Origin of the sequence: Pseudomonas sp. FSL R10-0399, assembly GCF_009600165.1 — a bacterium.
Taxonomy (GTDB): domain Bacteria; phylum Pseudomonadota; class Gammaproteobacteria; order Pseudomonadales; family Pseudomonadaceae; genus Aquipseudomonas; species Aquipseudomonas helleri.
Map to the genome: position 1 here is coordinate 41,676 of NZ_WIWK01000011.1, position 25,003 is coordinate 66,678.

General features: G+C 58.2%; 17 protein-coding genes. 6 read left to right on the plus strand and 11 right to left on the minus strand.

The window, feature by feature from the left end:
- The first annotated feature begins 8 nt into the window (after positions 1-8).
- The 6 genes from infB to GHO41_RS05265 all read left to right on the plus strand — a co-directional run bounded on the left by infB (position 9) and on the right by GHO41_RS05265 (position 7,402).
- Positions 9-2,528 carry a translation initiation factor IF-2 gene (infB, locus tag GHO41_RS05240; protein ID WP_153334002.1) on the plus strand — a complete coding sequence of 840 codons (2,520 nt, stop codon included), beginning with the start codon at positions 9-11 and terminating at the stop codon, positions 2,526-2,528.
- A gap of 158 nt (positions 2,529-2,686) precedes the next feature.
- Complete coding sequence (rbfA, locus tag GHO41_RS05245) at positions 2,687-3,085, plus strand: 30S ribosome-binding factor RbfA (RefSeq protein WP_048373275.1); 399 nt, start codon at positions 2,687-2,689, stop codon at positions 3,083-3,085.
- A gap of 3 nt (positions 3,086-3,088) precedes the next feature.
- Positions 3,089-4,006, plus strand: coding sequence for a tRNA pseudouridine(55) synthase TruB (gene truB, locus GHO41_RS05250; protein WP_048385660.1), 918 nt, complete (start codon positions 3,089-3,091; stop codon positions 4,004-4,006).
- Between the two features lie 162 nt (positions 4,007-4,168).
- A complete protein-coding gene (rpsO, locus tag GHO41_RS05255; protein ID WP_048373279.1) occupies positions 4,169-4,438 on the plus strand; it encodes a 30S ribosomal protein S15 in 270 nt (89 codons plus the stop codon).
- 225 nt (positions 4,439-4,663) lie between these two features.
- Positions 4,664-6,769, plus strand: coding sequence for a polyribonucleotide nucleotidyltransferase (gene pnp, locus GHO41_RS05260; protein WP_178110033.1), 2,106 nt, complete (start codon positions 4,664-4,666; stop codon positions 6,767-6,769).
- 279 nt (positions 6,770-7,048) lie between these two features.
- Positions 7,049-7,402, plus strand: coding sequence for a BON domain-containing protein (locus tag GHO41_RS05265; RefSeq protein ID WP_048373282.1), 354 nt, complete (start codon positions 7,049-7,051; stop codon positions 7,400-7,402).
- A 425-nt stretch (positions 7,403-7,827) separates the two neighbouring features.
- Here the strand turns inward: GHO41_RS05265 and GHO41_RS05270 are convergent, their stop codons facing one another.
- From GHO41_RS05270 to gluQRS, 11 genes are all read right to left on the minus strand, one after another.
- The gene (locus GHO41_RS05270) at positions 7,828-10,752 is read right to left on the minus strand and encodes a DUF748 domain-containing protein (protein WP_153433113.1); all 2,925 of its coding nucleotides are present in this window, start codon (positions 10,750-10,752) and stop codon (positions 7,828-7,830) included.
- 108 nt (positions 10,753-10,860) lie between these two features.
- The gene (locus GHO41_RS05275) at positions 10,861-11,874 is read right to left on the minus strand and encodes a class I SAM-dependent rRNA methyltransferase (RefSeq protein WP_048373285.1); all 1,014 of its coding nucleotides are present in this window, start codon (positions 11,872-11,874) and stop codon (positions 10,861-10,863) included.
- Between the two features lie 74 nt (positions 11,875-11,948).
- Positions 11,949-12,818, minus strand: coding sequence for an oxygenase MpaB family protein (locus GHO41_RS05280; RefSeq protein ID WP_153433114.1), 870 nt, complete (start codon positions 12,816-12,818; stop codon positions 11,949-11,951).
- Positions 12,819-12,865: 47 nt separating this feature from the next.
- Positions 12,866-14,530, minus strand: coding sequence for a glucose-6-phosphate isomerase (gene pgi / locus GHO41_RS05285; protein ID WP_048373288.1), 1,665 nt, complete (start codon positions 14,528-14,530; stop codon positions 12,866-12,868).
- 267 nt (positions 14,531-14,797) lie between these two features.
- Positions 14,798-15,658, minus strand: coding sequence for a pantoate--beta-alanine ligase (gene panC / locus GHO41_RS05290; protein WP_153327497.1), 861 nt, complete (start codon positions 15,656-15,658; stop codon positions 14,798-14,800).
- Positions 15,655-16,455: a 3-methyl-2-oxobutanoate hydroxymethyltransferase gene (gene panB, locus GHO41_RS05295; protein WP_153390583.1), complete on the minus strand. Its 801-nt coding sequence runs from the start codon at positions 16,453-16,455 to the stop codon at positions 15,655-15,657. The genes panC and panB overlap by 4 nt, the downstream gene beginning before the upstream one ends.
- Before the next feature lie 206 nt (positions 16,456-16,661).
- Positions 16,662-17,162 (minus strand): 2-amino-4-hydroxy-6-hydroxymethyldihydropteridine diphosphokinase, encoded by a 501-nt coding sequence (folK, locus tag GHO41_RS05300; RefSeq protein ID WP_153433115.1) that lies wholly within the window; start codon positions 17,160-17,162, stop codon positions 16,662-16,664.
- Positions 17,163-17,165: 3 nt separating this feature from the next.
- Positions 17,166-18,557 carry a polynucleotide adenylyltransferase PcnB gene (locus GHO41_RS05305; RefSeq protein WP_048385644.1) on the minus strand — a complete coding sequence of 464 codons (1,392 nt, stop codon included), beginning with the start codon at positions 18,555-18,557 and terminating at the stop codon, positions 17,166-17,168.
- A gap of 755 nt (positions 18,558-19,312) precedes the next feature.
- On the minus strand, positions 19,313-20,752 hold the full coding sequence (locus GHO41_RS05310; protein ID WP_048385642.1) for a sigma-54 dependent transcriptional regulator: 1,440 nt from the start codon (positions 20,750-20,752) through the stop codon (positions 19,313-19,315).
- A gap of 22 nt (positions 20,753-20,774) precedes the next feature.
- Positions 20,775-23,729, minus strand: coding sequence for a sensor histidine kinase (locus GHO41_RS05315; protein WP_162208453.1), 2,955 nt, complete (start codon positions 23,727-23,729; stop codon positions 20,775-20,777).
- Between the two features lie 239 nt (positions 23,730-23,968).
- Complete coding sequence (gene gluQRS / locus GHO41_RS05325; protein WP_153433116.1) at positions 23,969-24,865, minus strand: tRNA glutamyl-Q(34) synthetase GluQRS; 897 nt, start codon at positions 24,863-24,865, stop codon at positions 23,969-23,971.
- Positions 24,866-25,003: the final 138 nt, after the last annotated feature.

The following is a 25,003-nucleotide window of genomic DNA, read 5'->3' on the forward strand; positions in this document are numbered from 1 at the left end:
AGAAATGCATGACGCAAGTCACGGTGAAACAACTGGCCGATGAGGTCAAAACACCGGTTGAGCGCCTGTTGCAGCAGATGCGTGAGGCAGGTCTGCCGCACACCGCCGCCGAGCAGAATGTGACCGACAGTGAGAAGCAAGCTCTGCTGACTCACCTGAAAAGCAGCCACAAGGCGAAAGTGGAAGAACCGCGCAAAATCACTTTGCAGCGTAAAACCACCAGTACCCTGCGTGTTGCTGGAAGCAAAAGCATCAGCGTTGAAGTACGCAAGAAAAAAGTCTTCGTACAGCAAAGCCCGGAAGAAATCGAAGCCGAGCGCAAGCGCGAGCTGGATGAACGCCGCGCAGTAGAAAATGCTGCACGTCAAAAGGCTGAAGAAGAGTCCAAGCGTCGCGCCGAAGAAGAAGCGCGTCGTCAGCCTGCGGCTGTTTCGGCTCCTGCACCTGCTCCTGCTGCCGCCCCTGCACCTGTGCAAGCTGCACCGGCAGCAGCGCCTGCGCCAGCTTCGGCTCCTGCAGCCGATGCACGCAAGCGTGATGAACAGCGCCGCCCTGATAAACCACGTGCTGACGACAACAATCGTCGCGGTGGCGGCGGTGATGGCGAGCGCAAAAACGCGCCGCATCGTGCTTCTGTTAAAGAAAAAGCGCCGGCTCCACGCGTTGCTCCTCGCACTTCCGAAGAAGAAAGCGATGGCTTCCGTCGCGGTGGTCGTGGCAAGAGCAAACTGAAAAAGCGCAACGCTCACGGTTTCCAGAGCCCAACCGGCCCTGTGGTTCGTGACGTACAGATTGGCGAGACCATCACTGTCGGCGATTTGGCTGCACAGATGTCGGTCAAGGCTGCCGAAGTGATCAAGTTCATGTTCAAGCTGGGTACTCCAGCCACCATCAACCAGGTACTGGATCAGGAAACTGCCCAACTGGTTGCTGAAGAACTGGGCCACAAAGTCACTCTGGTCAGCGACAACGCCCTGGAAGATTCCCTGGCCGAGTCCCTGAAGTTTGAAGGTGAGTCGTTCTCCCGTGCACCGGTTGTGACCGTAATGGGCCACGTTGACCACGGTAAAACGTCCCTGCTCGACTACATCCGTCGTGCCAAGGTTGCTGCTGGCGAAGCCGGTGGTATTACTCAGCACATCGGTGCATACCACGTTGAAACCGAACGCGGCATGGTCACGTTCCTCGACACCCCGGGTCACGCCGCGTTTACCGCAATGCGTGCACGTGGTGCCAAGGCCACTGACATCGTGATTCTGGTTGTGGCTGCAGACGACGGCGTGATGCCGCAAACCATCGAAGCTGTTCAGCACGCGAAAGCGGCTGGTGTGCCGCTGGTGGTTGCAGTGAACAAAATCGACAAGCCAGGTTCTGACCTCGATCGCATCCGTAGCGAACTGTCCGTTCACGGCGTGACCTCGGAAGAGTGGGGTGGTGACACTCCGTTTGTTCCGGTCTCGGCGAAAATGGGTACCGGCGTTGACGAGCTGCTTGAAGCTGTCTTGCTGCAAGCTGAAGTTCTGGAACTCAAGGCCACTCCATCGGCTCCTGGCCGTGGCGTAGTGGTTGAGTCCCGTCTGGACAAAGGCCGTGGTCCTGTTGCGACTGTTCTGGTTCAAGACGGTACCCTGCGCCAAGGCGACATGGTACTGGTCGGTTCCAACTACGGCCGCATCCGCGCCATGCTTGATGAGAACGGCAAGGCCATCAAGGAAGCCGGTCCATCCATCCCAGTCGAGATCCTCGGCCTGGACGGTACGCCAGACGCTGGCGACGAGATGAGCGTAATGACTGACGAGAAGAAGGCACGTGAAGTGGCCCTGTTCCGTCAAGGCAAGTTCCGCGAAGTGAAACTGGCGCGTGCTCACGCAGGCAAGCTGGAAAACATCTTCGAGAACATGGGCCAGGAAGAGAAGAAGACGCTTAATATCGTCCTCAAATCTGACGTCCGTGGTTCGTTGGAAGCTCTGCAGGGCGCTCTGAGCGGCCTGGGTAACGATGAAGTGCAAGTGCGCGTAGTGGGCGGCGGTGTCGGTGGTATCACCGAGAGCGACGCTAACCTGGCACTGGCCTCCAACGCTGTATTGTTCGGCTTCAACGTGCGTGCCGATGCCGGCGCTCGCAAGATCGTCGAGCAAGAAGGCCTGGACATGCGTTACTACAACGTCATCTACGACATCATCGAAGACGTCAAGAAAGCCCTTACCGGCATGCTTGGCAGCGACGTTCGGGAGAACATCCTGGGTATTGCTGAAGTCCGCGACGTGTTCCGTTCGCCTAAGTTCGGTGCAATCGCCGGTTGTATGGTTGTGGAAGGTGTTGTTCACCGTAACCGTCCAATCCGTGTACTGCGCGACGACATCGTTATCTTCGAAGGCGAGCTGGAATCCCTGCGCCGCTTCAAGGATGACGCGTCTGAAGTACGTGCCGGCATGGAATGCGGTATCGGCGTCAAGAGCTACAATGACGTCAAAGTCGGTGACAAGATCGAAGTGTTCGAGAAGGTCCAGGTTGCTCGCAGCCTCTAAATCGCGAGCTTCAAGAGCAAGGACGAGCCATCGCATGCCCATGCGTTGTGCTCGGTCCAGACTCTAAACGCAACGCCCGGTCCGGCTTCTGTCTGGCCGGGCGTTTGCCGCTTTCAGAACGCATGGGTTTCCCATGGGTGAGTAACAGGTAACAAGACATGGCAAAAGAATACAGCCGTACCCAACGTATCGGCGATCAGATGCAGCGCGAGCTGGCCCAGCTGATCCGTCGCGAAGTCAAAGACCCGCGCGTAGGTCTGGTCACCATTACGGCGGTGGAAGTGAGCCGTGACGTCGGTCACGCCAAAATCTTCATCACCGTCATGGGCCAGGACAACTCGCAAGACATCGCTCAGACCATCAAGGTGTTGAACGCTGCTGCGGGCTTCCTGCGTATGCAACTGGCACGTGAAATGAAGCTGCGCAGCGTTCCTCAATTGCACTTCCACTACGACGAAAGCGTCGCACGTGGTGCTCACCTGTCCGCTTTGATCGAGCGCGCAGTGGCTGAGGACAACCAGCACGACGCCTCTGCTCCTGAAGACACCAAGGAGTAAGCGGTGGCTCAGGTCAAGCGTATCCGTCGTAACGTCAGCGGCATCATCCTGCTCGACAAGCCGCTTGGATTCACCTCCAACGCGGCCTTGCAGAAAGTTCGCTGGCTGCTCAATGCCGAGAAGGCAGGGCACACCGGTAGCCTCGATCCATTGGCCAGCGGCGTATTGCCGTTGTGCTTTGGCGAAGCCACCAAGTTTTCGCAATACTTGCTCGATTCCGACAAGGGTTATGAAACCCTGATGCAATTGGGCAAGACCACCACCACCGCCGATGCGGAAGGTGAAGTTTTGCAAACGCGCCCAGTGACCGTTGGTCGCGCCGATATCGAAGCGGTTTTGCCTAAATTTCGTGGGCAAATCAGTCAGATACCGCCGATGTACTCGGCGCTCAAGCGCGATGGCCAGCCACTTTACAAGTTGGCGCGTGCGGGTGAAGTGGTGGAGCGTGAACCGCGTTCTGTTACTATTACCCGCCTCGAATTACTGGCCAGCGAAGGCGACACCGCGCGCTTGTCGGTTGACTGCACCAAAGGCACCTATATCCGTACCCTCGTGGAAGATATCGGTGAAGAACTGGGCTGTGGTGCATATGTTGCAGAGTTGCGTCGCACACAAGCCGGACCTTTCAGCCTCGCGCAGACCGTGACGCTGGAAGAGCTGGAAGCTGTACACGCCGAGGGCGGCAATGAAGCGGTTGATCGCTTCCTGATGCCATCGGACAGTGGTTTGCTCGACTGGCCGCTGCTGCACTTTTCGGAGGCCAGCGCGTTCTATTGGCTCAATGGCCAGCCGGTACGTGCTCCCGATGCACCCAAGTTCGGTATGGTGCGGGTACAAGATCACAACGGTCGCTTTATCGGTATCGGTGAAGTGAGCGAAGACGGGCGTATCGCGCCACGTCGACTGATTCGGTCAGAATGACCGGAGCAGCTCGGTTCGAGGCTTAACGGTCGCGGGCCGAACTGAAAGAGGGTGGCTGTTATTAGGCACGGTCACATCTCACTTTTTTAATACGAGGATTTGTCCTCGGCCTATTGGATCTGTCTTGCTTGCAAGCAGAGCCCTAAAGAAAGGAAATGCCTCATGGCACTGACAGTTGAACACAAAGCAGAAATCGTAAAAGACTACCAGCAAGCTCCAGGTGATACTGGTTCTCCAGAAGTGCAAGTTGCACTGCTGACCTTTAACATCAACACGCTGCAAGGTCACTTCAAGGCCAACGGTAAAGATCACCACTCCCGTCGTGGTCTGATCCGCATGGTAAACCAGCGTCGTAAGCTGCTGGACTACCTGAAAGGCAAGGACATCAGCCGTTACGCTGCGCTGATCGCTCGCCTGGGTCTGCGTCGCTAATAGCGATGTTGCTAGAGGCTGGTTGTTTGTTGTGCGCCTGTGGGGTTCCCACGGGCGTGCGGCAGGCTTCCAGCCTCAAGTTTTATCTGGACCAGACGGATTCTTACGAAAGCTCACCCTAACGGCTGCTTTCGTAAGCATCTTGAGTCGGGCACGCCCCGGCGGTGCACACGTTTTTCGCAAGAAACCCGTTCCCCAAGAGTCACAAAGAGAAGGTAGGACACCGTGAACCCGGTTATCAAAAAATTCCAGTTCGGTCAGTCGACCGTCACCCTCGAGACTGGCCGTATCGCCCGTCAGGCTTCCGGCGCAGTATTGGTCACCGTTGACGACGACGTCAGCGTGTTGGTGACCGTTGTCGGTGCCAAACAAGCTGATGCAGGCAAGGGCTTCTTCCCTCTGTCTGTTCACTACCAAGAAAAAACCTACGCCGCGGGTAAAATCCCGGGCGGTTTCTTCAAGCGTGAAGGTCGCCCTTCCGAGAAAGAAACCCTGACCTCGCGTCTGATCGACCGTCCGATCCGCCCGCTGTTCCCGGAAGGCTTCATGAACGAAGTGCAGGTTGTCTGCACCGTTCTGTCCACCAGCAAGAAAACCGATCCGGACGTCGCTGCGATGATCGGTACCTCGGCTGCGCTGGCCATCTCCGGTATTCCTTTTGATGGTCCAATCGGCGCTGCCCGCGTTGCTTACCACGAAAGCACTGGCTACCTGCTGAACCCGACTTACGAGCAACTGGCCGCTTCGAGCCTGGACATGGTTGTTGCCGGTACGTCGGAAGCCGTGTTGATGGTTGAATCGGAAGCCAAAGAGCTGACCGAAGACCAGATGCTGGGCGCGGTACTGTTCGCTCACGACGAGTTCCAGGTTGTTATCCAGGCCGTTAAAGAGCTGGCTGCTGAAGCTGCCAAGCCAACGTGGGACTGGGCTGCTGCCCCAGAAGCCACCGCACTGCTGGGCGCTATCCGTGCCGAGTTCGGCGAGGCGATCTCCCAGGCTTACACCATCACCATCAAGGCCGACCGTTACGCTCGTCTGGGCGAACTGAAAGACCAAGTGGTTGCCAAGCTGTCCGGTGAAGAAGGCCAGCCTTCTGCCAGCGAAGTTAAAGCTGCCTTCGGCGAAATCGAATACCGCACCGTTCGCGAAAACATCGTAAACGGCAAGCCGCGTATCGATGGCCGTGACACCAAGACTGTTCGCCCTCTGAACATCGAAGTTGGCGTTCTGCCAAAAACTCACGGTTCGGCACTGTTCACCCGTGGTGAAACTCAGGCGCTGGTGGTTGCAACGCTGGGTACTGCCCGTGATGCACAACTGCTGGATACCCTGGAAGGCGAGAAAAAAGACCCGTTCATGCTGCACTACAACTTCCCTCCGTTCTCGGTAGGTGAGTGTGGTCGTATGGGTGGTGCAGGTCGTCGCGAAATCGGTCACGGCCGTCTGGCGCGCCGTTCGGTTCAGGCCATGTTGCCTGCTGCTGACGTGTTCCCGTACACCATCCGTGTGGTATCGGAAATCACTGAATCCAACGGTTCCAGCTCCATGGCTTCGGTCTGTGGTGCATCCCTGGCACTGATGGACGCGGGTGTTCCGATGAAGGCACCGGTTGCCGGTATCGCCATGGGCCTGGTTAAGGAAGGCGAGAAGTTCGCAGTTCTGACCGACATCCTGGGTGACGAAGACCACCTGGGCGACATGGACTTCAAAGTAGCCGGTACCTCCAAAGGTGTTACCGCGCTGCAGATGGACATCAAGATCAAAGGCATCACCGAAGAAATCATGGAGATCGCCCTGGGCCAAGCCCTGGAAGCTCGCCTGAACATCTTGGGCCAGATGAACCAGATCATCGGTCAGTCGCGTAACGAACTGTCGGCTAACGCGCCGACCATGATCGCGATGAAAATCGACACCGACAAAATCCGTGATGTTATCGGTAAAGGCGGCGCGACTATCCGTGCCATCTGTGAAGAAACCAAGGCTTCGATCGACATCGAAGACGACGGTTCGATCAAGATCTTCGGCGAGTCCAAAGAAGCAGCAGAAGCGGCTCGTCAGCGCGTTCTGAGCATCACCGCTGAAGCTGAAATCGGCAAAATCTACATCGGTAAGGTTGAGCGCATCGTCGACTTCGGCGCATTCGTCAACATCCTGCCAGGCAAAGACGGCCTGGTTCACATCTCGATGCTGAGCGATGCTCGTGTTGAGAAAGTGACTGACATTCTGAAAGAAGGTCAGGAAGTGGAAGTACTGGTACTGGACGTGGACAACCGCGGCCGTATCAAGCTGTCGATCAAAGACGTAGCTGCTGCCAAGGCGTCGCAAGCTTAATCGCTGCGAACGCCTGCTTTGAAAAAGGATCCTTCGGGATCCTTTTTTTATGCCTGCACAAAAAACAGTGCAAAAGGCCATGATCGAAAACCCGCAACTTGCATGCTGATTTGAATGGCGTCATGCAATCTGCACGACAGACTAAAACTGATCGATGCGTAAGTCGTTGATAATAAAGGATTTTATTGTTTTAAAGAGTTGGCACAGGCCCTGCAATAGTACTGGTAACCCTGCTGCTGTGAGACGGCGCAGATTTTTAAGAAGACAGGAGTTACTTGTATGAAGAAGTTCGCTATTGCTGCCGCAACTGCCACCGCTCTGACCATGACTCTGGCCAACGCTGCGTTCGCAGCTCAAGCAACGACTCAAGCGCCAATGGTTGTTGCCGCGGGTGAAGTCACCAAAGCCAAGGAAGCTACTTCTGATACTTGGATCACGACCAAAGTTAAATCTGACCTGCTGACCGAAAAGGGCATTCCAGGTTCGGACATCAAAGTTGAAACCAACAAAGGCGTGGTGTCCCTGTCCTCGACAGTCGCGATCACCGAAGCCCAGAAAAAGATCGCGGTCGACATCACCAAGAAGATCAAAGGCGTTAAAGCTGTTTCGGCTGACGGCCTGAAAGCAGAGTAATCCCGCTAATTCGTAGAGCCGGGGGAAAGCAGGAGCAGGTGATTTAAGCGTTACGCCTGCAGCTTTCAGAATAGGTTCATGCGACGGCCACACGGATGTGGTCATTACAGCCCTCGGCGTACTGCGCCGGGGGCTGTTCTATTTTGCGGGCCAACGCCCAAGATCAAAAGATCGCAGCCTGCGGCAGCTCCTACAGGCCGGGTGGATAGCCGCAAGGTGCCGCCCGTCTTCGGTGCCCAGGCCACCGATAATCGTCAGCATCCCCCAATCGGTTCCCTCTCCTGCGGGAGAGGGCTAGGGTGAGGGGGCTTTTAGATCAAAAGCCAGATCAAAAGATCGCGAGACAAGCTCGCTCCTACAGGGCGCTCAGAATCTATCGCTTATTTTTTGTGTGATGACTGTCGAGGCACGAAGGTTTCAGGCCTTTACTCGCTGTCCAAGTGCAGCGGTGAAATCACCCGGCCATCGCTTTCGGCTTCGCCCAGGGTGGCGTCGATGAAGTACACGCGCTCATCAGCCAAACCGCCTTTGTCGACGAGGTAGTCCTTGATACTGCTCGCCCGCTCCTGGCCCAGTTGGCGCAGTAGCACGTCGCTTTTACTCCAGAAGTCGATCAACGCGGCACTCATCTTGGCAGCGCGTTCATCGCGACTCAGCTTGGCCCACTCCGCAGGGGGTTGCTGCTTGAGACGTGCCCGGTAGATGCCTTCCAGCAAGGGGCCTTTTTCATCCTCAGGGACCTTCAGCAACGATGCCTGAGCAGGCACTTTGTCGCCACGGCGCTGGAGGATCTTGTAGTAGTTGTACTGGTACTCACGCTCCAGACGTTCTTGGGCAATCAGCGGGCCGTCGCTGCTGCGGGCAGCCGTGCCTTCAATCTCCAAACGCAGTGCCGGGCGTTGTTTCAAGGCTTGCGCCAATGTGTTCAGGGCCTTTTGCGCTTCCGGGCTCAGTTCGCTCGAGCCTGGCGCGAATGACACTGTGCCAAGGTCTTCAGAGCCGCCGCCGGTGATCAGCCCGCCAATAAACTTGAACGGCGCTTGGGCGGCACGCAGGACCAAGTTGCGCAAGGTTTGCCAAACAATCGGCATCACACTGAACTGCGGGTTGTTCAGGTCGCCTGTTACCGGCAATTCGATCGAAATCGTCCCGTCGGTATCTTTAAGCAAGGCCACCGCCAGTTTCAGCGGCAGATTGACGGCGTCGGGGCTATCGACCTTCTCACCCAGTTGCAACTGCTCAATCACCACCTTGTTCTCAGCCTTAAGCTGGCCTTTGGTAATCAGGTAGTGAAGGTCCAGGCTCAGTCGGCCCTTGCGAATGCGATAACCGGCGAATTTGCCTGAATAGGGCGTCAGCGTGGTCAGTTCGACGCGTTTGAAGCTGGTGGCGATATCGAGGCTGGCCATCGGGTCAAAAGGATTGACGTTACCCTTGATCGTGACCGGCGCGTAGCGGTCAACCTTGCCCGCCACATTCACACTGGCCGGTTTGGCCTGACGGCTGTCAATGGTGCCAATCTCACCGTTGAGCTGTTGAATGGCCGTGGCAAAAAACGGTGTCAGGGTGAAGTCGGCAAAGTTGGCCGAGCCGTCATTGATCGCAATGCCGCCCACATGAATGGCCAAAGGCTTGCTCGCGCTTGCTGCCGGTTTGGTCGCGCTTTTCGCGTCCTTGGTGGGGGCTTGCGGGATTAACAAGTCATCAATGTTGGTGGTGCGGTCATCGTTGATCATGAAGCGCACGTAGGGCTGTGTCAGGTTGACCTTGGCAATCGACAGGCTGTCGTCGTGCTGGTACTTGAGGTTTTCGAGTACCAGGCGCTGCCACTTCAGGAAATCACGGTTTTTCATCGTGTCCAGCGTGTGCAACTGATCGACCTGGGCACGGCCCTCTACGGTAAAGGCCAGCGGTTCGGTGCCTTTGAGGTCCACCGCCAGGTCACTGCCAAGCATGCCGCTGCGCAGTTCGAGGCGCAGAAACGGGTCGATGTAGGCTTGGGCGACCCGCAGGTCGATGTCTTTGGTGGTGACTTTGAGTTTCGCGCTGATCGGGCTCAGGTTGACGTCGCCGCTGGCTGTCAACTTGCCTTGTTTGCCCACTCCGGTGTCGAGTGTGACCGTGAAGGGCGAGCGGTTAAGGCTGTCAAAATTCTTCAGGTTGAGGTTCAGCGGGCCAACATCCAGCGCGACGGGTGTCTTGGGCTCTTTGTCGGCCAGGTGCACACGGTAGTCGCGCAACTCAACATCCTTGAGCAGCACTTGCCAGGGTTTGCTGGGCGCTACCGGTGCCGGCTTTGGAGCTTCAACGGTGACGACTTCATCGGTTTTTTGTGCCGGTTTGGCCGGTTGGCTGGCAAACAGCTTTTGCCAGTCGAGCTGACCATCTTTTTCACGGGCGGCCCAGGTCTCCAGGTTGTTGCTCTGGATTTTACCGACCACCACCTGCTGTTTGGCCAAATCGACAGTAGTGTCGCTGACCGTCAAACGTTCCAGGCGCGCCAGCGGACGACCATCCGGGGCATTGACCTTAAACGGCGCAATGCTGGCTGTGAGGTTGTTCAGGACCAGTTCGGTGTCTTTGGCCAGGTTCAGCGTGTAGTCCGTGCTGAAGTTCAGCACGCCGTTTTCAAGCACCAAGGGCAGTGCATCGCGCACATACGGCCACCAGGCTTTCATTTGGCTGTCGGTGACGCTGAGCTTGCCGCTGGAGGCAATCGGCACCAGGCTCAGCGTACCGGTCCAGTCGATGCGCCCACCCGCTGGACCGTTCGCCACCAGCGTCATGTTGGCGTTGTCTTCGGGCAGGGTGCTGAGGTTTTTCAGTTCAAGGTTCATCGAGTCATACAGAAACTCGATCGGCTCGCTGGGCCGCTGATCAATAAAATGCAGGTAGCCGTCAGCGAGCTTGATGGTGTCGATACGTACCGGGAAAGGCTTGCTGTCGGGGTTGTCAGGCGTTGGCTCGCTGGCTGGCAACTTGAACAGCTGGGTCAGATTGAACGTGCCGTCCTTGTTGAACAGTAGTTCGGTCTTGGGCTTGTCCAGTTGCACGTCGGTCAGGTGCAGGGCTTTGGTCCACAGGCTGTCGACTTGCAGGTTGGTGTAAAGGCGGTCGAACCCGACTTGTTCCTTGCCGGGTTCGCCCACTCTAAAGCCCCACAGCGTCAGCTCGAGGCTGAAGGGATTGAACTCCAACCGGTCGAGTTTGGCCGGGACAGTAGCGTAGTTGGCTAGCTGCTGATTGATGATGCGCAAGCCGACGCCGGGCACGATAAAGAAGCCCAGCACGCTATAAATCGCGATAGCCGTTAACACTGCGCCAATGGCGCGTAACAATCCTTTGAGCATGTGAGGCGTCGTCTTTACGTTCAGGAGTGCCTTTGAGTATGGCACGCGTTTCCGGTTCCGATATGAGCGCCTTATTTCGGGTAGGACTTTTCCCTTTGGTGCCGCGTTTTAGAACTGCAAAATAAGCGTTTTCAGCGGCGGCTGGTTATCCATGGACGGGAAGTCCGCAGCGGGTGTCAGGACCTGCCAGTCGCGCACGGGGCGGCCAGCCTTCTCGGCGCAGCGCAAGACTTGCTCACGCCAGTCGTCCATGCTGACTTTTGCCAGGTTGTTACAGCAGATCAGCACCCCGTCCTTGGCGGTGGTGAGTACCGCAGGCTTGAGCAGGCTTTGATAGTCGCGCAGCAGGTCGACGGTGCCGAATGCACTTTTGGCCCAGGCGGGCGGGTCGAGCAGCACCAGGTCGTATTCACGCTGATCGAGGTGCGGGTAGGCCGGCAGTTTGTGACGGCGTTGTACGATAGGCAGCCCGGCCAGTTGGCGGATCGCGGCGAAGTAGTCGGACTGCACAAACTTCATTTTTTTCAGTTCCGGGTTCAGCAGGCCATTTTCACGGCCAACTGCCAGATTACCCTCGGCAAAGTCCAGGTTGCAGACTTCACTGGCCCCGCCCGCGGCTGCGCTCAGGCCCACACCGCAGGTGTAAGCAAAGAGGTTGAGGACGCTTTTACCGGCGCTGTGTTGCTTGACCCAGCCGCGTGCATTACGCAGATCGAGAAACAACAGCGGGTCCTGGCCAGCATGGCGACCGCGTACGCGGTAGTTGAGCCCCCATTCGTGACCGACCATGTCAACCAGCGCAGCGTCTTCAGCGCGGTACACCGTGTCTTCGCGATCGATGCGCGAGTTGCCCTGGGAGCGGTCGTTGTAGACCAGCAGTAATTCGAGGCCCAGGTGTTGGTTGATGGCGTCATGCAGTTGCAGCAGATCATCGCGCTCAAGGCGCTGATGGAAGCTTTGCACCAGCAACTGCGGGCCGTAGCGGTCGATGGTTAAACCGCCAGCGCCTTCCTGGCTGCCGTGGAACAGGCGATAGCAATCAGTGCCCTGGCTGTGCAGCTCGGCCAGCAGATCGTGACGATTATCGAGGGCGGCGCGCAGCGCCTGATTCAAGGAAGACATGCGTTGCGCCTTGGGGGACAGATAAGGCGCGGCAGTTTAACAGAACAGACACTGTCACCGCTGCCTGGCGCCAGTCATTCAAGCCCCATGCGCCGCCGTGCACGTTGCACCGAGCCATTGCGCACGGCCCAGCGCAAAATCGGCGCAGTGCTGTTCACGCACGTGCGCACGAGCTGGCGGGTGACAGGACGTTGTTCAAGCCCAAGTTGATCACTGGCCCAATTGGGCAGCAAATCAATCCCGGCCTGCATCATCAATGCGCCAAACGGTTTGGCCAGCAGGCTGGGGGCGGGGGCATTGAGCAGCAGGCGAATCACTTCATGGCTGCGTTCATCGCACAGCAACTGCGGGCGAACACGGTCGAGGTACTCGGCGATTTGCTGGCGTGAGCGCGGCACCTGCGTAGCGCCCAGGCGTTCAGCGACCAAGGCTATTTCGTCGTAGTAACGGTCTTGATCTTCGCCAGACAAGTGCGGATTACGGTAGCGAAGATGGGCCGCAAGGAAGTTGCTGACTTCGGCCACATGCACCCAGGTGAGCAGTTCAGGGTCGCTGGCGGCATAAGGCCGGCCATCAAGCCCGGTGCCGGTCACTTGCAGGTGAATGGTGCGTACTTTGTCGATCAACCAGTTGGCGTCCGCGGTGGAGCCAAAGGTGGTGCCGGAAATAAACTGCCCGGTGCGACGCAACCGGCCCAGCATGTCCTGGCGGAAATTGGAGTGGTCCCATACCCCGGCCAGGGCCAGTGGGTGCAAGGCTTGCAGCATCAAGGCGCTGATGCCGCCAATCAGCATGCTGGTGAAGTCACCGTGCACACGCCAACTGATCGAGTCCGGGCCAAACAGGCCAGGGTCGCCTTTAGGGTTTTCGAGGTCGAGACGTCCGAGCGAAAGCCCAGTCAGGCTCATGATCTGGCGTTCGATGGGGCGGCGGATAAGTTCCATGGGGCCTCGGTTGAGCCAGCCAGTCGGGAAGACTGGCTGGCTATCAATCAACCGCGATGACGGCCGCGGAAGTAGTTGATCAGACCTTGGGTCGATGCGTCTTCAGCTGGCTCTTCGAGGTTGCCGGTCAGGCGGTTGTAAACGCCTTTGCCGAGTTCTTTGCCCAGCTCAACGCCCCACTGGTCGAACGCATTGATGCCCCAGATAACGCTTTGTACGAAGACTTTGTGCTCGTACAGCGCCACCAGCGCACCCAGACGGCGCGGGCTGATGCGTTCAACCACCAAGGTATTGCTCGGACGGTTGCCCGGGATGACCTTGTGCGGCGCGAGCTTTTGTACTTCGTCTTCGCTCATGCCCTTGTCGCGCAACTCGGCTTCGGCTTCTGCACGGGTTTTACCCAGCATCAGCGCCTGGCTTTGCGACAAACAGTTGGCGTACAACCACTGATGGTGATCGGACACCGGGTTGAAGCTGACAATCGGCACGATAAAGTCGGCCGGAATCAGCAGGGTGCCTTGATGCAACAACTGGTGATAAGCGTGCTGACCGTTGCAGCCTACGCCGCCCCAGATCACCGGGCCGGTGTCGGTCGAGACCGGTGTGCCGTCCTGGCGTACGCTCTTGCCGTTGGATTCCATGTCCAGCTGTTGCAAGTGCTTGGTGATGTTACGCAGGTAGTGGTCGTACGGCAGGATCGCGTGGCTTTGCGCGCCCCAGAAGTTGCCGTACCACACACCCAGCGCGGCCATTAGCACCGGCATGTTCTGTTCGAACGGGGCGTTCTGGAAGTGCTGGTCCATGCTGTAGGCGCCGGACAGCAGTTCTTTGAAGTTGGACATGCCGATGGCCAGTGCAATCGGCAAACCGATGGCTGACCACAGCGAGTAGCGACCGCCTACCCAGTCCCACATCGGGAAGATGTTTTCTTCGCGAATACCGAACGCTACGGCCGCCGCGTTATTGCTCGACACGGCGATAAAGTGGCGATGCAGTTCAGCCTCCGAACCACCCTGAGCCAAGTACCAGGCCCGCGCTGCTTGAGCGTTCTTGAGGGTTTCGAGGGTGTTGAAGGATTTCGACGAGACGATAAACAGCGTGGTTTCGGCGCGCAGTTTTGCGGTCAGTTCGTGGAACTCACTGCCGTCGATGTTCGCCAGATAGTGGCAGCGAACGCCTTTTTGCGCGTAGGACAGCAGTGCTTCAGACACCAGCTCAGGGCCGAGGAACGAGCCGCCAATGCCGATGTTGACCACGTCAGTGATTGGTTTTTCGGTATAACCACGCCACAGACCGTCGTGAATCCGGCCGACCAGCTCGGTCATTTGGTTCAGGACTTTGTGCACCTGCGGCATGATGTTGACGCCGTTCACCGACAGTTTGTCGGCCACAGGGCGACGCAGTGCCGTGTGCAGGGCCGGGCGACCTTCGGAGGCATTGACGATGTCGCCTTCAAACAGCGACTTGATCGCGTTTTTAAGGTCGGCTTCGTTGGCCAGATTGACCAGCAAGCTGCGGGTCTGGTCGGTGATCAGGTTTTTCGAGTAATCCAGAAACAACCCGCAGCTGCTGAGGGTGAAATCCTCAAAGCGCTTGGGGTTGCTGTTGAACGCATCGCGCATGCTGAAATGTTGCATGTCGGCGCGGTGAAGTTTGAGCGCTTGCCAGGCGGGCAGAGCGGTAACGTCGTGAGGAGTGCGGTAGTACGCCATCGCTGCGAATATCCTTTTGCTTGAACTGCCTTTTGGACACTGAAAACACCGAAACCTTCGATCTGAGGTCAAGATTTCGGCTGGTCTGATTCTGCGCTTCATTCAGAAGCAGGGCGATTACAGTAAACCTCGCGCCTGCTTCTGTCTCGGCTTTGTCTGACACTGCTGCGTAACTTTTGTCACGAGCATGTTACTCGGGTACTACACAGTTTTCAGTGATAGGTGAAGGGTTAGGCGGCGGATCTGCTGTTCCGTGCAGTCTGCTTGTTAAAAAGAACCTTCAAGGTTCAGGTGAATGTTGTCGATCAGGCGTGTTGCCCCGAGGAACGCCGCAACCAGAATCACCAGATCGCGGTCATCGGCAGTGGCTGGCAGCAGGGTGTGTGCCTGGCGGATCTCCAGGTAGTCGGGGCGAAAACCTTTGGCTTCGATCAGCGCCAAGTGGTGGCGAACCAGACCGGCGTAATCGCGCTCACCGGCCTTGATGGCCTGGGCGATTTCGTTCAGATGGCGATACAGCGCTGGCGCGAGCTGGCGCTGTTCTTCGGTCAAATAGCCATTGCGCGAAGACAACGCCAGGCCGTCTTCAGCACGTACAGTCGGCTCGCCAATAATCTGCACCGGGATGTTCAGGTCAAGGACCATGGCGCGGATAACGGCCAGTTGCTGGAAGTCCTTTTGGCCAAAGATGGCCAAGTCGGGCTGAACCATATTGAACAGCTTGCTGACGACAGTGGTGACGCCGTCGAAATGCCCCGGACGGCGGCTTCCGCACAGTTCATTGCTCAGTTGCGCGGCGGTCACGCGGGTCAGGCCCGTCATGCCGTTGGGGTACATTTCTTCTACGGTCGGCGCGAACAGCAGGTTGCAGCCCGCTTGCAGGAGCGTTTCCTGGTCGGCCGCGAGCGTACGCGGGTAGGTGTCGAGGTCTTCATTGGCACCGAACTGCAGCGGGTTGACGAAAATGCTCGCCACCACGAAATCGGCTTGCTGAGCAGCGGTGGTGACCAAAGCCGCATGGCCGCTGTGCAGGTTGCCCATGGTGGGCACCAGGCCGATTTGTTTGCCTTCGCTGCGAGCGCGTGCGACGGCTGCGCGCAACTCGCGAACGGTTTTGACTGTGTTCATGCAGAGAATCCGTGTTCGGTGCCAGGAAAGCTGACGGCTTTGACTTCAGCCACGTAAGCGCTGATTGCCGACTGGATGTCGGGTTGACCCGTCATGAAGTTCTTCACGAACTTGGGAACGCGCCCGGTCAGTGACAGGCCGAGCATGTCGTGCAGGACTAGCACCTGGCCGTCGGTGTCACTGCCCGCGCCAATACCGATCACCGGGATTTTCACCGCGTGGGTAATTTCCTTGGCCAATTCGCTGGGGACGCATTCGAGCAGCAACATGGCTGCACCTGCTTGCTCCAGGGCAATGGCATCGGCGCGCATCTGGCGGGCCTGGTTTTCGTTACGGCCCTGGACTTTATAACCGCCTAGAACGTTGACGGTTTGCGGTGTCAGGCCCATGTGGGCGCACACTGGAATACCGCGCTCGGCCAGCAAGCGGATCGACTCGGCAAGCCACACGGCGCCTTCCACTTTGACCATGTGCGCACCCGCCTGCATCAGTTGGGCGCTGTTGTTCAGGGTTTGTTCGGTGGTCGCGTTGGCCATGAAGGGCAGGTCGGCGAGGATCAGTGCGTCCTGGTTGCCGCGTTTGACGCTGGCCACGTGGTACGCCATGTCGCGGGTCGTAACTGGCAGAGTGCTGTCATGCCCTTGCAGAACCATGCCCAGGGAGTCGCCCACCAGTAACACTTCCACACCCGCCTGATTACAGACGTGGGAAAAGGTGGCGTCATAGCACGTCAGCATGGTGATTTTTTCACCTTTTTGCTTAAGGCTTTGCAGGGTGGTCAGGGTAATAGCCGGCATGAAAAAGGATCCTCGTCAGGCAGTGTGGTAAACACTGCGTGTCACGCATGTGATTCATCGTAGAAGCAGGCACACCTTTTAGTAACGGTGCTTATAACGCCTGCTTTTCACATTGCGCCGTCGAATGGACGGCAGCGGGATGCCTATAGTCGTGACGGGGACACTGGAAGTCAATTAGAGGTGTTACCGCGTGGGTGTTACCGCGGTTATTGATTCGTTTCAGCGAATGGCGCCATACGCTCAAGGCCGACGAATGGGCAGTCTGCAAGCAATTGCTCAAGACGGCGGCCGTCAGCGAGTACCAGCGCTGCGGGCGCGAGTTCGGCCAGCGGGTACAGCACGAAAGGGCGGGCGTGCATATGGTAGTGCGGGACGTTGAGGCGAGGTTCGTCGATCAGGCGATCGCCAAAGAGCAGGATGTCCAGATCCAGCGTGCGCGGACCCCAGCGTTCGTGACGTTCGCGGCCTTGATCAAGCTCGATGGCCTGCAGGGCATCCAGCAGTTCCAGCGGTGCCAAGGTGCTGTCGATGGCCGCCACGGCATTGGTGTAGCGCGGCTGGCCGGGCAGTAACGAGTCGCTTTGATAGAACGCCGAAACACCGGCCAGAGTTGACTGCGGCAGTTGCGCCAGCGCCTGGACAGCGCTGCGCAATTGCTCTGTGGGCTCAGCCAGATTGCTGCCCATGCCGATGTAGATACGTTCCATCACTTACTCGTCTGCGCCTGCACGTTTACGCTTGCTACTGCTGGTACGGCGACGTTTGCGCGGGGCAGGGCCGGTGCCGTCATCCTTGGCATTGCTCAGTTCGCGGATCATCTCGCGGCGACCGCTGTCGTTGGCGTCCTGGTAGTCGGTCCACCACTCGCCCAGGCCGTGGGTCTGTTCGCCAGCGCTTTCACGCAACAGCAAAAAGTCATAGCCGGCACGGAAGCGCGGGTTATCCAGTAATGCATCGGCGCGTTTGCCACTGCGGCGCGGTAGGCGTTCTTGCATGTCCCAGATCTCGCGGATCGGCAGCGTGAAACGCTTGGGGATGGCAATGCGCGTGCATTGTTCTGCGATCAGGTCATGCGCTGCTTCCTGCATGGCCGGGATGGCGGGCATGCCACGGTCTTGCAATTGCATGACGCGTGTCGGCAGGGCTGGCCACAACAAGGCGGCAAAGAGGAACGCCGGAGTGACCGGTTTGCCTTGTTTGATCCGCAGGTCAGTGTTGCGCAGGGCTTCGCTGATCAGGGTGTGGGTGTACGTCGGGTTGTGCTCAAGCGCTTCGGCACTGGCCGGGAACAGTTGGTCGAACAACTGCAGGTCAACCAGCATCTCGAAGGTGTCTGCCGCGTTGCCCGACAGGAACAGTTTGAGGACTTCTTCGAACAACCGCGCAGACGGGATCTCGCGCAGCATCGGCGCCAGGGCCTGGATCGGTGCGGCGGTGTGTTTTTCGATACCGAAGTCGAGCTTGGCCGCGAAGCGCACCGCACGCAGCATGCGCACCGGGTCTTCCTGGTAGCGCTGCTGAGGGTCGCCGATGAGGCGAATCAGGTGATTGCGGATGTCGTGTACGCCGTTGGCGTAATCAAGAATGCGCTCGCTGACCGGGTCGTAATACAGGGCGTTGATCGTGAAGTCACGACGCTGGGCGTCTTCTTCAAGGGTGCCGTAAACGTTGTCACGCAAAATGCGCCCGCTTTCGTTACGCGAGGACTGGTTGCTGTCTTCCTCTTCGTCGTTTTGCGGGTGGTTGGCGCGGAAGGTCGCGACTTCGATGATTTCACGGCCAAAGTGGATGTGAACCAACTTGAACCGACGGCCAATGATCCGCGCATTGCGAAACTCTGCACGCACCTGTTCAGGGGTGGCGCTGGTGGCAACGTCGAAGTCTTTTGGCGTGATGTTGAGCAGCATGTCGCGCACACAACCGCCGACCAGATAGGCCTCATAACCGGCGTTCTGCAGACGTTCGACGATGTTGACGGCGTAACGGCTGAATTGAGCGCGTTGCAGCGAGTGTTGGCCGCTGTTGAGCACTTCTGGGGTGCTACGCAGTTGTTGCGTGCGACGCTTGGGAGTACGGAGTGACTGGAACAGCTTCTTCAGCATGGGATGCACTGTTTGAAGGAATGTTCGGCCAAAACGAAGAATGACCGCATGATGGGCGGGGATTCTAGCATTTAGTCAGGGGATGGTGTAGGAAGCTGAGCCGCTCTTGCGCGCGAAGCTACAAACGGCATGCGATAAATAGCTACCAGAGGCTTGAGTTAGAGCGTGTAAGCGATTTTTTCTGAATCGCAGCAAGCACAAGGGGAGCCGAAGCTCCCCCAGAATTAGTTGCATGCTCTATTTTTATTATGAGTTTCGGGCTTTTTGTTTTTGTTAAGTGCCCTGGTTACCAGGTTTTAGCCTGTGTAACCCTCTCAAATTGAGAGATAAGAGCAAACGGATTGCTTTGGTCGCTGTGTTGATGTGATCAATGATCCAACTAGTTCAGGCTCTGCTTTAAGTGCAGTTTTTGTTGTTCTCTGCCTAGCCGTGGGGCAAGCCCCATGTACAACGCCTCTCCAAAACAATCAGTTAGCTGCGCCTCCGCCGTGTTGTTTTTGTTATGCGTGAGCCGATACGTCTTATTTTTATTGTGTGTTGCTGTGATTCTTATTGTTCTTGTACGAATACATATAGCAGGGGTCGTGCCAACTTTTGCGCGGCCCAGCAAAATAAGGGGTTTTCTGGCTTTTCACTTTTTGACAGGCCAAAAAAAGCCGGGGTTTCGTTACCGTAAACCCCGGCTTTTGTTACGTGATTAATCAGCGGTAACAGTTTTCTCTCGGTGTGAGGTGTTACCTGCAGCGTTACCCGTTTCAGTTTTCGCTGGCGACACCGGTTTTTCTGCGTGGAATGCCCAGGCGTTGGCGACGTTCCCACAAACATTTACGACTCACGCCAAGCTTGCGGGCCAGTTCGGTCTCGGTCATGTGGTCTTGATGTTCCAGAACGAAGTGCTGGAAGTAGTCTTCCAGTGACAGGTCTTCGGTCGGGTCCAGGCTGGTGTTACCGCTGCTGATGCTCTGTTGCGGCGCCAGGCCGATAAAATCGTCGTCTTGCAAGTCGCTCAGCTCGATGTCGATACCCAGCAGGTCGGCCGAGATTTCCGGGCTTTCGCACAGGATCACGGCGCGCTCTACGGCGTTTTCTAGCTCGCGGACGTTACCCGGCCATGAGTAATGGCTGATGGCGCGCTCTGCGTCAGGGGCGAACTTGAGGTCGGTACGGCCAATACGGGCGCTTTGACGGGCGAGGAAAGCGCGGGCGATTTCGATAACGTCAGCGCCGCGTTCGCGTAAAGGCGGCAATTTGAGCGCGATAACGTGCAAGCGGTAGTACAAGTCTTCACGGAACTGGCCAACCTTGGCCAGGTTCTTGAGGTCTCTGTGGGTCGCAGCGATCAGGCGCACATCGACTTTTTGCGACTGCACCGAGCCCACGCGGCGGATCTCGCCTTCTTGCAGCACGCGCAGCAAGCGCGCCTGGGCTTCCAGGGGCAGCTCACCGATTTCGTCGAGGAACAGTGTGCCGCCGTCGGCGGCTTCGACCAGCCCGGCACGCCCGGCGCTGGCGCCGGTAAACGCGCCTTTTTCGTGGCCGAACAGTTCGGATTCGATCAGGGATTCAGGAATGGCCGCACAGTTGACCGAGATCATCGGGGCCTTGGCGCGTTTGGACAGGTTGTGCAGGGCGCGGGCAACCAGTTCTTTACCCGTGCCCGACTCACCTTGAATCAGCACATTGGAGTCTGTGGGCGCGACTTTGCGGATCTTGCTGTACATGTCGAGCATCGGAGGGCATGAGCCAATGATGCCGATTTCACCGTTGCTGTTGTCCACCGTGTTTTTGTCGGTGTTACCGGGCTTGGCGGCCGGGCGGTCAGCGGCGGCCACCGTCTGGCTGTTTTGACGATCGCGCAGAATGCGCGCCACAGCCTGAAGCATTTCGTCGTGATCAAACGGCTTGGCGATGTAGTCGACCGCGCCCATTTTCATTGAGTCGACGGCTGAGCGCAGGCTGGCGTAGCTGGTCATGATCAGCACTGGCTTGCCTTGCCCCAGCTTGATCAGCTCGGTGCCGGGCGCACCGGGCAGACGCAAGTCGCTGACTATCAAGTCGAACGAGGGAATGCTGAAACGCTCTTGCGCTTCCTGTACCGAGCCGGCTTCGCTGACCTGGTACTGATTACGCTCCAACAGGCGGCGCAACGCGGAGCGGATGATTGTTTCGTCTTCGACGATCAAAATATGCGGCATTGATTCAGTTCTCTCGACGGTCTCAGTTCACAGCGGACGTCGCTTCGACATGACGCGGTAGTGTCACCCGAATACGGGTCCCGCGTTGGCTCTGAATGTCAGCCGGGCTGTCGATGGTGATTTGTCCATAATGCTCTTCAACGATGGAATAGACCAGTGCAAGGCCCAAGCCGGTGCCTTCGCCAGGGTCCTTGGTGGTGAAGAAAGGTTCGAACAATCGGTCCATGATGTTCTTCGGAATTCCGCTGCCCTCGTCTTCAACGATCAGGTCGACCGTGTGCTCGCTGGCTTCGCTCTTGACCCGCACGGCGCTGCCGGCAGGCGAGGCGTCGCGCGCGTTTGAGAGCAGGTTGATCAACACTTGCGCCAAGCGCTGCGGGTCACCGTCGACCCAGTGATCGGGGTCGCACAGGTTGTAAAACTGCACCTCAAAGTTGCGCCGGTTCAAGGCCAGCAGACCAATGGCATCCTGCGCCACTTCGGCCAGACAGACGGGCTCGTCATTGTGCTGATGGCTACCCGCGTGGGCGAAACTCATCAGCGACTGCACAATGCGTGAGATGCGCTTGGTCTGCTCAAGGATCTGGCTGCTGATCTCGGTCAGTTCGCCGTCGTCCTCGCGCTCTTCGCGCAGGTTCTGCGCCAGGCAAGCGATGCCGGTTACCGGGTTACCGATTTCATGGGCCACGCCCGCGGCCAGTCGCCCAATGCTGGCCAGCCGCTCGGAATGCACCAGTTTGTCTTCGAGCATCTGTGTTTCGGTCAAGTCTTCGACCAGTAACACCAGGCCACTGTTACCCGGTGCCAGCGGTTCATCAATGGCCGCTTTGTGCAGGTTCAACCAGCGAGTTTGGCCGTCGAGGGCCAGATGCTGCTTGTGCAAGTGCTCGTCGGGCAGGTCGATAAAGCCCTGCAGCAATTCGCGCCACGGGTTGCCCAGGGTGTTCAGGCGTGAACCGACCACCCGCTGGGCGGGAATGCTGGTCAGTTCTTCCATGGCTTTGTTCCACATCAGGATCTCTTGATCCTTGGCCAGCGAGCACACGCCCATCGGCAGTTCTTGCAGCGTTTGGCGGTGATAGCGGCGCAAGGCATCGAGCTCGGCGGCCAGGCCGGTCAGGCGTGAGTGATAGTCCTCAAGCCGACTTTCGATGAAGTGGATGTCTTCGGTGACGTAGTTCTCGCCGCCTGATTTGTAAGGCAGAAAGGTTTCAACCATGTCTTGGGCAACGCTGGGGCCCATCAGGCCCGACAGGTTGGCTTCGATCCGGTCACGCAAGCGCCGCAAGGCGTACGGCCGCCGCTCGTCGAAGGGCAGGTACAGGTCACGCAAGGCTTGCTCGACTTCCTTTTGCGCGGCCTTGGCGCCCAGAGGTTTGGCCAGTTGGGTGGCAAATTCTTGCGGGGAGGCGGCATGCAGTTCGCGACGTTGCGGGCGACGCACGTTGTCTACCGCACAGGCTTCGGCGGCGCTGGCTTCTTCGGGGCTGGCGTTGGTGAACAAGGAGATCAGGGTGAACATCAGAACGTTGGCGGCGAGCGAGGCGATGGCCGCCATGTGCCAGCTGGTATCGTCCAGCACGTAGATCATGTCTAGCCACGGGATGTAGAAGCCCTGGAAGTTACCGATTAGCGGGAACAGCATACTGCCCATCCACACCACGATCCCGGCCAGCAACCCGGCGATAAAGCCGCGGCGGTTTGCCGTTGGCCAGTACAGGACCGAGAGTACGCCCGGCAGGAACTGCAAGGTGGCGACAAAGGCGACGATGCCCAGATTAGCGAGATCTTGCTCGGCGCCCAGCAGCAGGTAAAACCCGTAGCCGGCCATGATGATGGCCACAATCAGCGCGCGGCGGGTCCACTTCAGCCAGCGGTAGATATTGCCTTCTGCGGGCGGTTGATACAGCGGCAGCACCAGGTGGTTGAGCGCCATGCCCGACAGCGCCAGGGTGGTGACGATGATCAACCCGCTGGACGCCGAAAGCCCGCCGACATAGGCCAGTAACGCCAGGGCTTTGCTGTTGGCTGTGATGCCAATCCCCAGGGTGAAGTACTCGGGGTTGGTGGTGACGCCCAGCTTGAGCCCGGCCCAGAGAATCAGCGGCACGGCCAGGCTCATCAGCAGCAGGAACAGGGGCAAACCCCAGCTGGCGCTGACTAGCCCGCGCGGGTTGAGGTTTTCGGTGAAGGTCATGTGATACATGTGCGGCATCACAATGGCCGAAGCAAAAAACACCAGCAGCAAGGTGCGCCAAGGGCCTTCTTGCAGCGGGGTGTGCAGGGCGGCGAGGGCGGTCTGGTTTTGCAGCAGCCAGACTTCCAGTTGCTGCGGGCCACCAAACACGCCGTACAGCGCATAAAGGCCAACACCGCCGATGGCGACCAGCTTGATCACCGATTCAAAGGCAATGGCGAACACCAGCCCTTCGTGCTTCTCACGCGTGGCGATGTGCCGTGAACCGAAGAAAATCGTGAACAGGGTAATCATCGCGCAGAAACTCAGGGCTACGCGGTGTTGCACCGGTTCTCGGGTCAGGATGCTGATGGAGTCGGCCACGGCCTGAATTTGCAGGGCCAGCAGCGGTAACACGCCGATCAGCATGAAAATCGTGGTCAGCGCGCCCGCCCATGAACTGCGAAAGCGAAACGCAAAAAGGTCTGCCAGTGAAGATAACTGGTAGGTGCGGGTGATTTTTAAGATGGGGTAGAGCAACACGGGCGCCAGTAAGAACGCGCCGGACACCCCGAGGTAGCTGGATAAAAAGCCGTAACCGTATTCGTACGCCAGGCCCACGGTGCCGTAGAACGCCCAGGCGCTGGCGTAAACACCCAGTGACAAGGTGTAAGTCAGCGGGTGGCGGATGATCGCGCGCGGGATCATGCCGCGCTCACTGATCCACGCCACCGCAAACAGCACCAGCAAATACGCGGCGCTGACCAGCACCATCTGGGTCAGGCTAAAGCTCATCGGCATCTTTTTGGCTCTGAAGAATAAAGGTCACAACGATCAGAATCAGCCAAAGCAGATACGGCCTGTACCAGGCCCCCGTCGCGTCAATCCACCAATCCATGATGGCGGGGGAAAACAGGTAGATCCCGACAACCAGCAACAGGACCAATCGATAGATATACATCCTGCCCTCACTTTTGCTGGCCGCATGCCCTAAAAACGTGCGGCGATGGTAACGGATGGCTGGCAACCTGCAAGGGCTGTCAGCGTAATTGCGCTTCGGCCAGGGTGAGCGTGCGCGGGATCAGCCCGGCATTCCAGTGCGCAATGCCCCAATCGAGGATCTCACGCGGGCTGGCGCCATCAAGGCTTTCGTCCGGAGCCTGGCCCAGTGCTCGCAGGGCGCGAAGCAGCAGGGGCGAGGCTTGATCGGGTGTCAGCGGCGGCGAGCGGTACGATTTGCCCAGCTTGTGGCCGTCGGGTTGAACGATCAGCGGCACGTGCAGGTAGCGAGGCTGTGATAACCCGAGCAACTCTTGTAGGTATAGCTGACGCGGTGTGGAGTCGAGCAGGTCGGCGCCGCGTACGATATCGGTGACCCCTTGCCAGGCATCATCGAGCACCACCGCTAACTGGTAGGCGTACAGGCCATCGCGGCGGCGGATGACAAAGTCACCTGCGTCACGGCCCAAATGCTGACGGAAGGTGCCTTGTACGCGGTCTTCAACGGCGTACTCAAGTTCGGGCACGCGCAGGCGAATGGCGGCGTTCTCCATCGAGTGGCCGGCATTGCGGCACAGCCCGGGGTAAATCCCGTTATAGCCTTCGAGTTGTTTGCGCGAGCACGTGCAGGCATAGGCCAGGCCCTGGCTAAACAAGCGGTCCACAACCTGTGCGTAGGTGTCATGGCGCTCGCTTTGGCGGACCAGTTCGCCGTCCCACTCAAACCCATAGCGTTGCAGAGCGTCGAGTATGGCTGCTTGAGCGCCGGGCATTTCACGCGGTGGGTCGAGATCTTCCATACGCAACAACCAGCGCCCGCCTACGGAGCGTGCGTCAAGGTACGAGGCGAGGGCAGCCACCAGCGAGCCGAAGTGCAAATGACCGCTGGGCGTCGGGGCGAAGCGCCCGATATAGGAGGGGTTTGGAGAGGCTGTCATGGGGTCATGCATTTTTTGTGGGAGCGGGGTTGCTCGCGAGGGTTTCGGCGCGGTCATTCAGGCTTGTCATGGCGTCTGCATCGCGAGCAAGCCCGCTCCCACAGGGGGGGCCACGTCAATGTGTAAATCCAGAAACAA

Excerpts from the sequence above, each read along its gene's own strand:
- infB (WP_153334002.1), top strand. The coding sequence starts at position 9 with ATGACGCAAGTCACGGTGAAACAACTGGCCGATGAGGTCAAAACACCG.
- rbfA (WP_048373275.1), top strand. The coding sequence starts at position 2,687 with ATGGCAAAAGAATACAGCCGTACCCAACGTATCGGCGATCAGATGCAG.
- rpsO (WP_048373279.1), top strand. The coding sequence starts at position 4,169 with ATGGCACTGACAGTTGAACACAAAGCAGAAATCGTAAAAGACTACCAG.
- GHO41_RS05265 (WP_048373282.1), top strand. The coding sequence starts at position 7,049 with ATGAAGAAGTTCGCTATTGCTGCCGCAACTGCCACCGCTCTGACCATG.
- GHO41_RS05270 (WP_153433113.1), bottom strand. The coding sequence starts at position 10,752 with ATGCTCAAAGGATTGTTACGCGCCATTGGCGCAGTGTTAACGGCTATC.
- GHO41_RS05275 (WP_048373285.1), bottom strand. The coding sequence starts at position 11,874 with ATGTCTTCCTTGAATCAGGCGCTGCGCGCCGCCCTCGATAATCGTCAC.
- GHO41_RS05280 (WP_153433114.1), bottom strand. The coding sequence starts at position 12,818 with ATGGAACTTATCCGCCGCCCCATCGAACGCCAGATCATGAGCCTGACT.
- pgi (WP_048373288.1), bottom strand. The coding sequence starts at position 14,530 with ATGGCGTACTACCGCACTCCTCACGACGTTACCGCTCTGCCCGCCTGG.
- panC (WP_153327497.1), bottom strand. The coding sequence starts at position 15,658 with ATGAACACAGTCAAAACCGTTCGCGAGTTGCGCGCAGCCGTCGCACGC.
- panB (WP_153390583.1), bottom strand. The coding sequence starts at position 16,455 with ATGCCGGCTATTACCCTGACCACCCTGCAAAGCCTTAAGCAAAAAGGT.
- folK (WP_153433115.1), bottom strand. The coding sequence starts at position 17,162 with ATGGAACGTATCTACATCGGCATGGGCAGCAATCTGGCTGAGCCCACA.
- GHO41_RS05305 (WP_048385644.1), bottom strand. The coding sequence starts at position 18,557 with ATGCTGAAGAAGCTGTTCCAGTCACTCCGTACTCCCAAGCGTCGCACG.
- GHO41_RS05310 (WP_048385642.1), bottom strand. The coding sequence starts at position 20,752 with ATGCCGCATATTTTGATCGTCGAAGACGAAACAATCATCCGCTCCGCG.
- GHO41_RS05315 (WP_162208453.1), bottom strand. The coding sequence starts at position 23,729 with ATGCCGATGAGCTTTAGCCTGACCCAGATGGTGCTGGTCAGCGCCGCG.
- gluQRS (WP_153433116.1), bottom strand. The coding sequence starts at position 24,865 with ATGACAGCCTCTCCAAACCCCTCCTATATCGGGCGCTTCGCCCCGACG.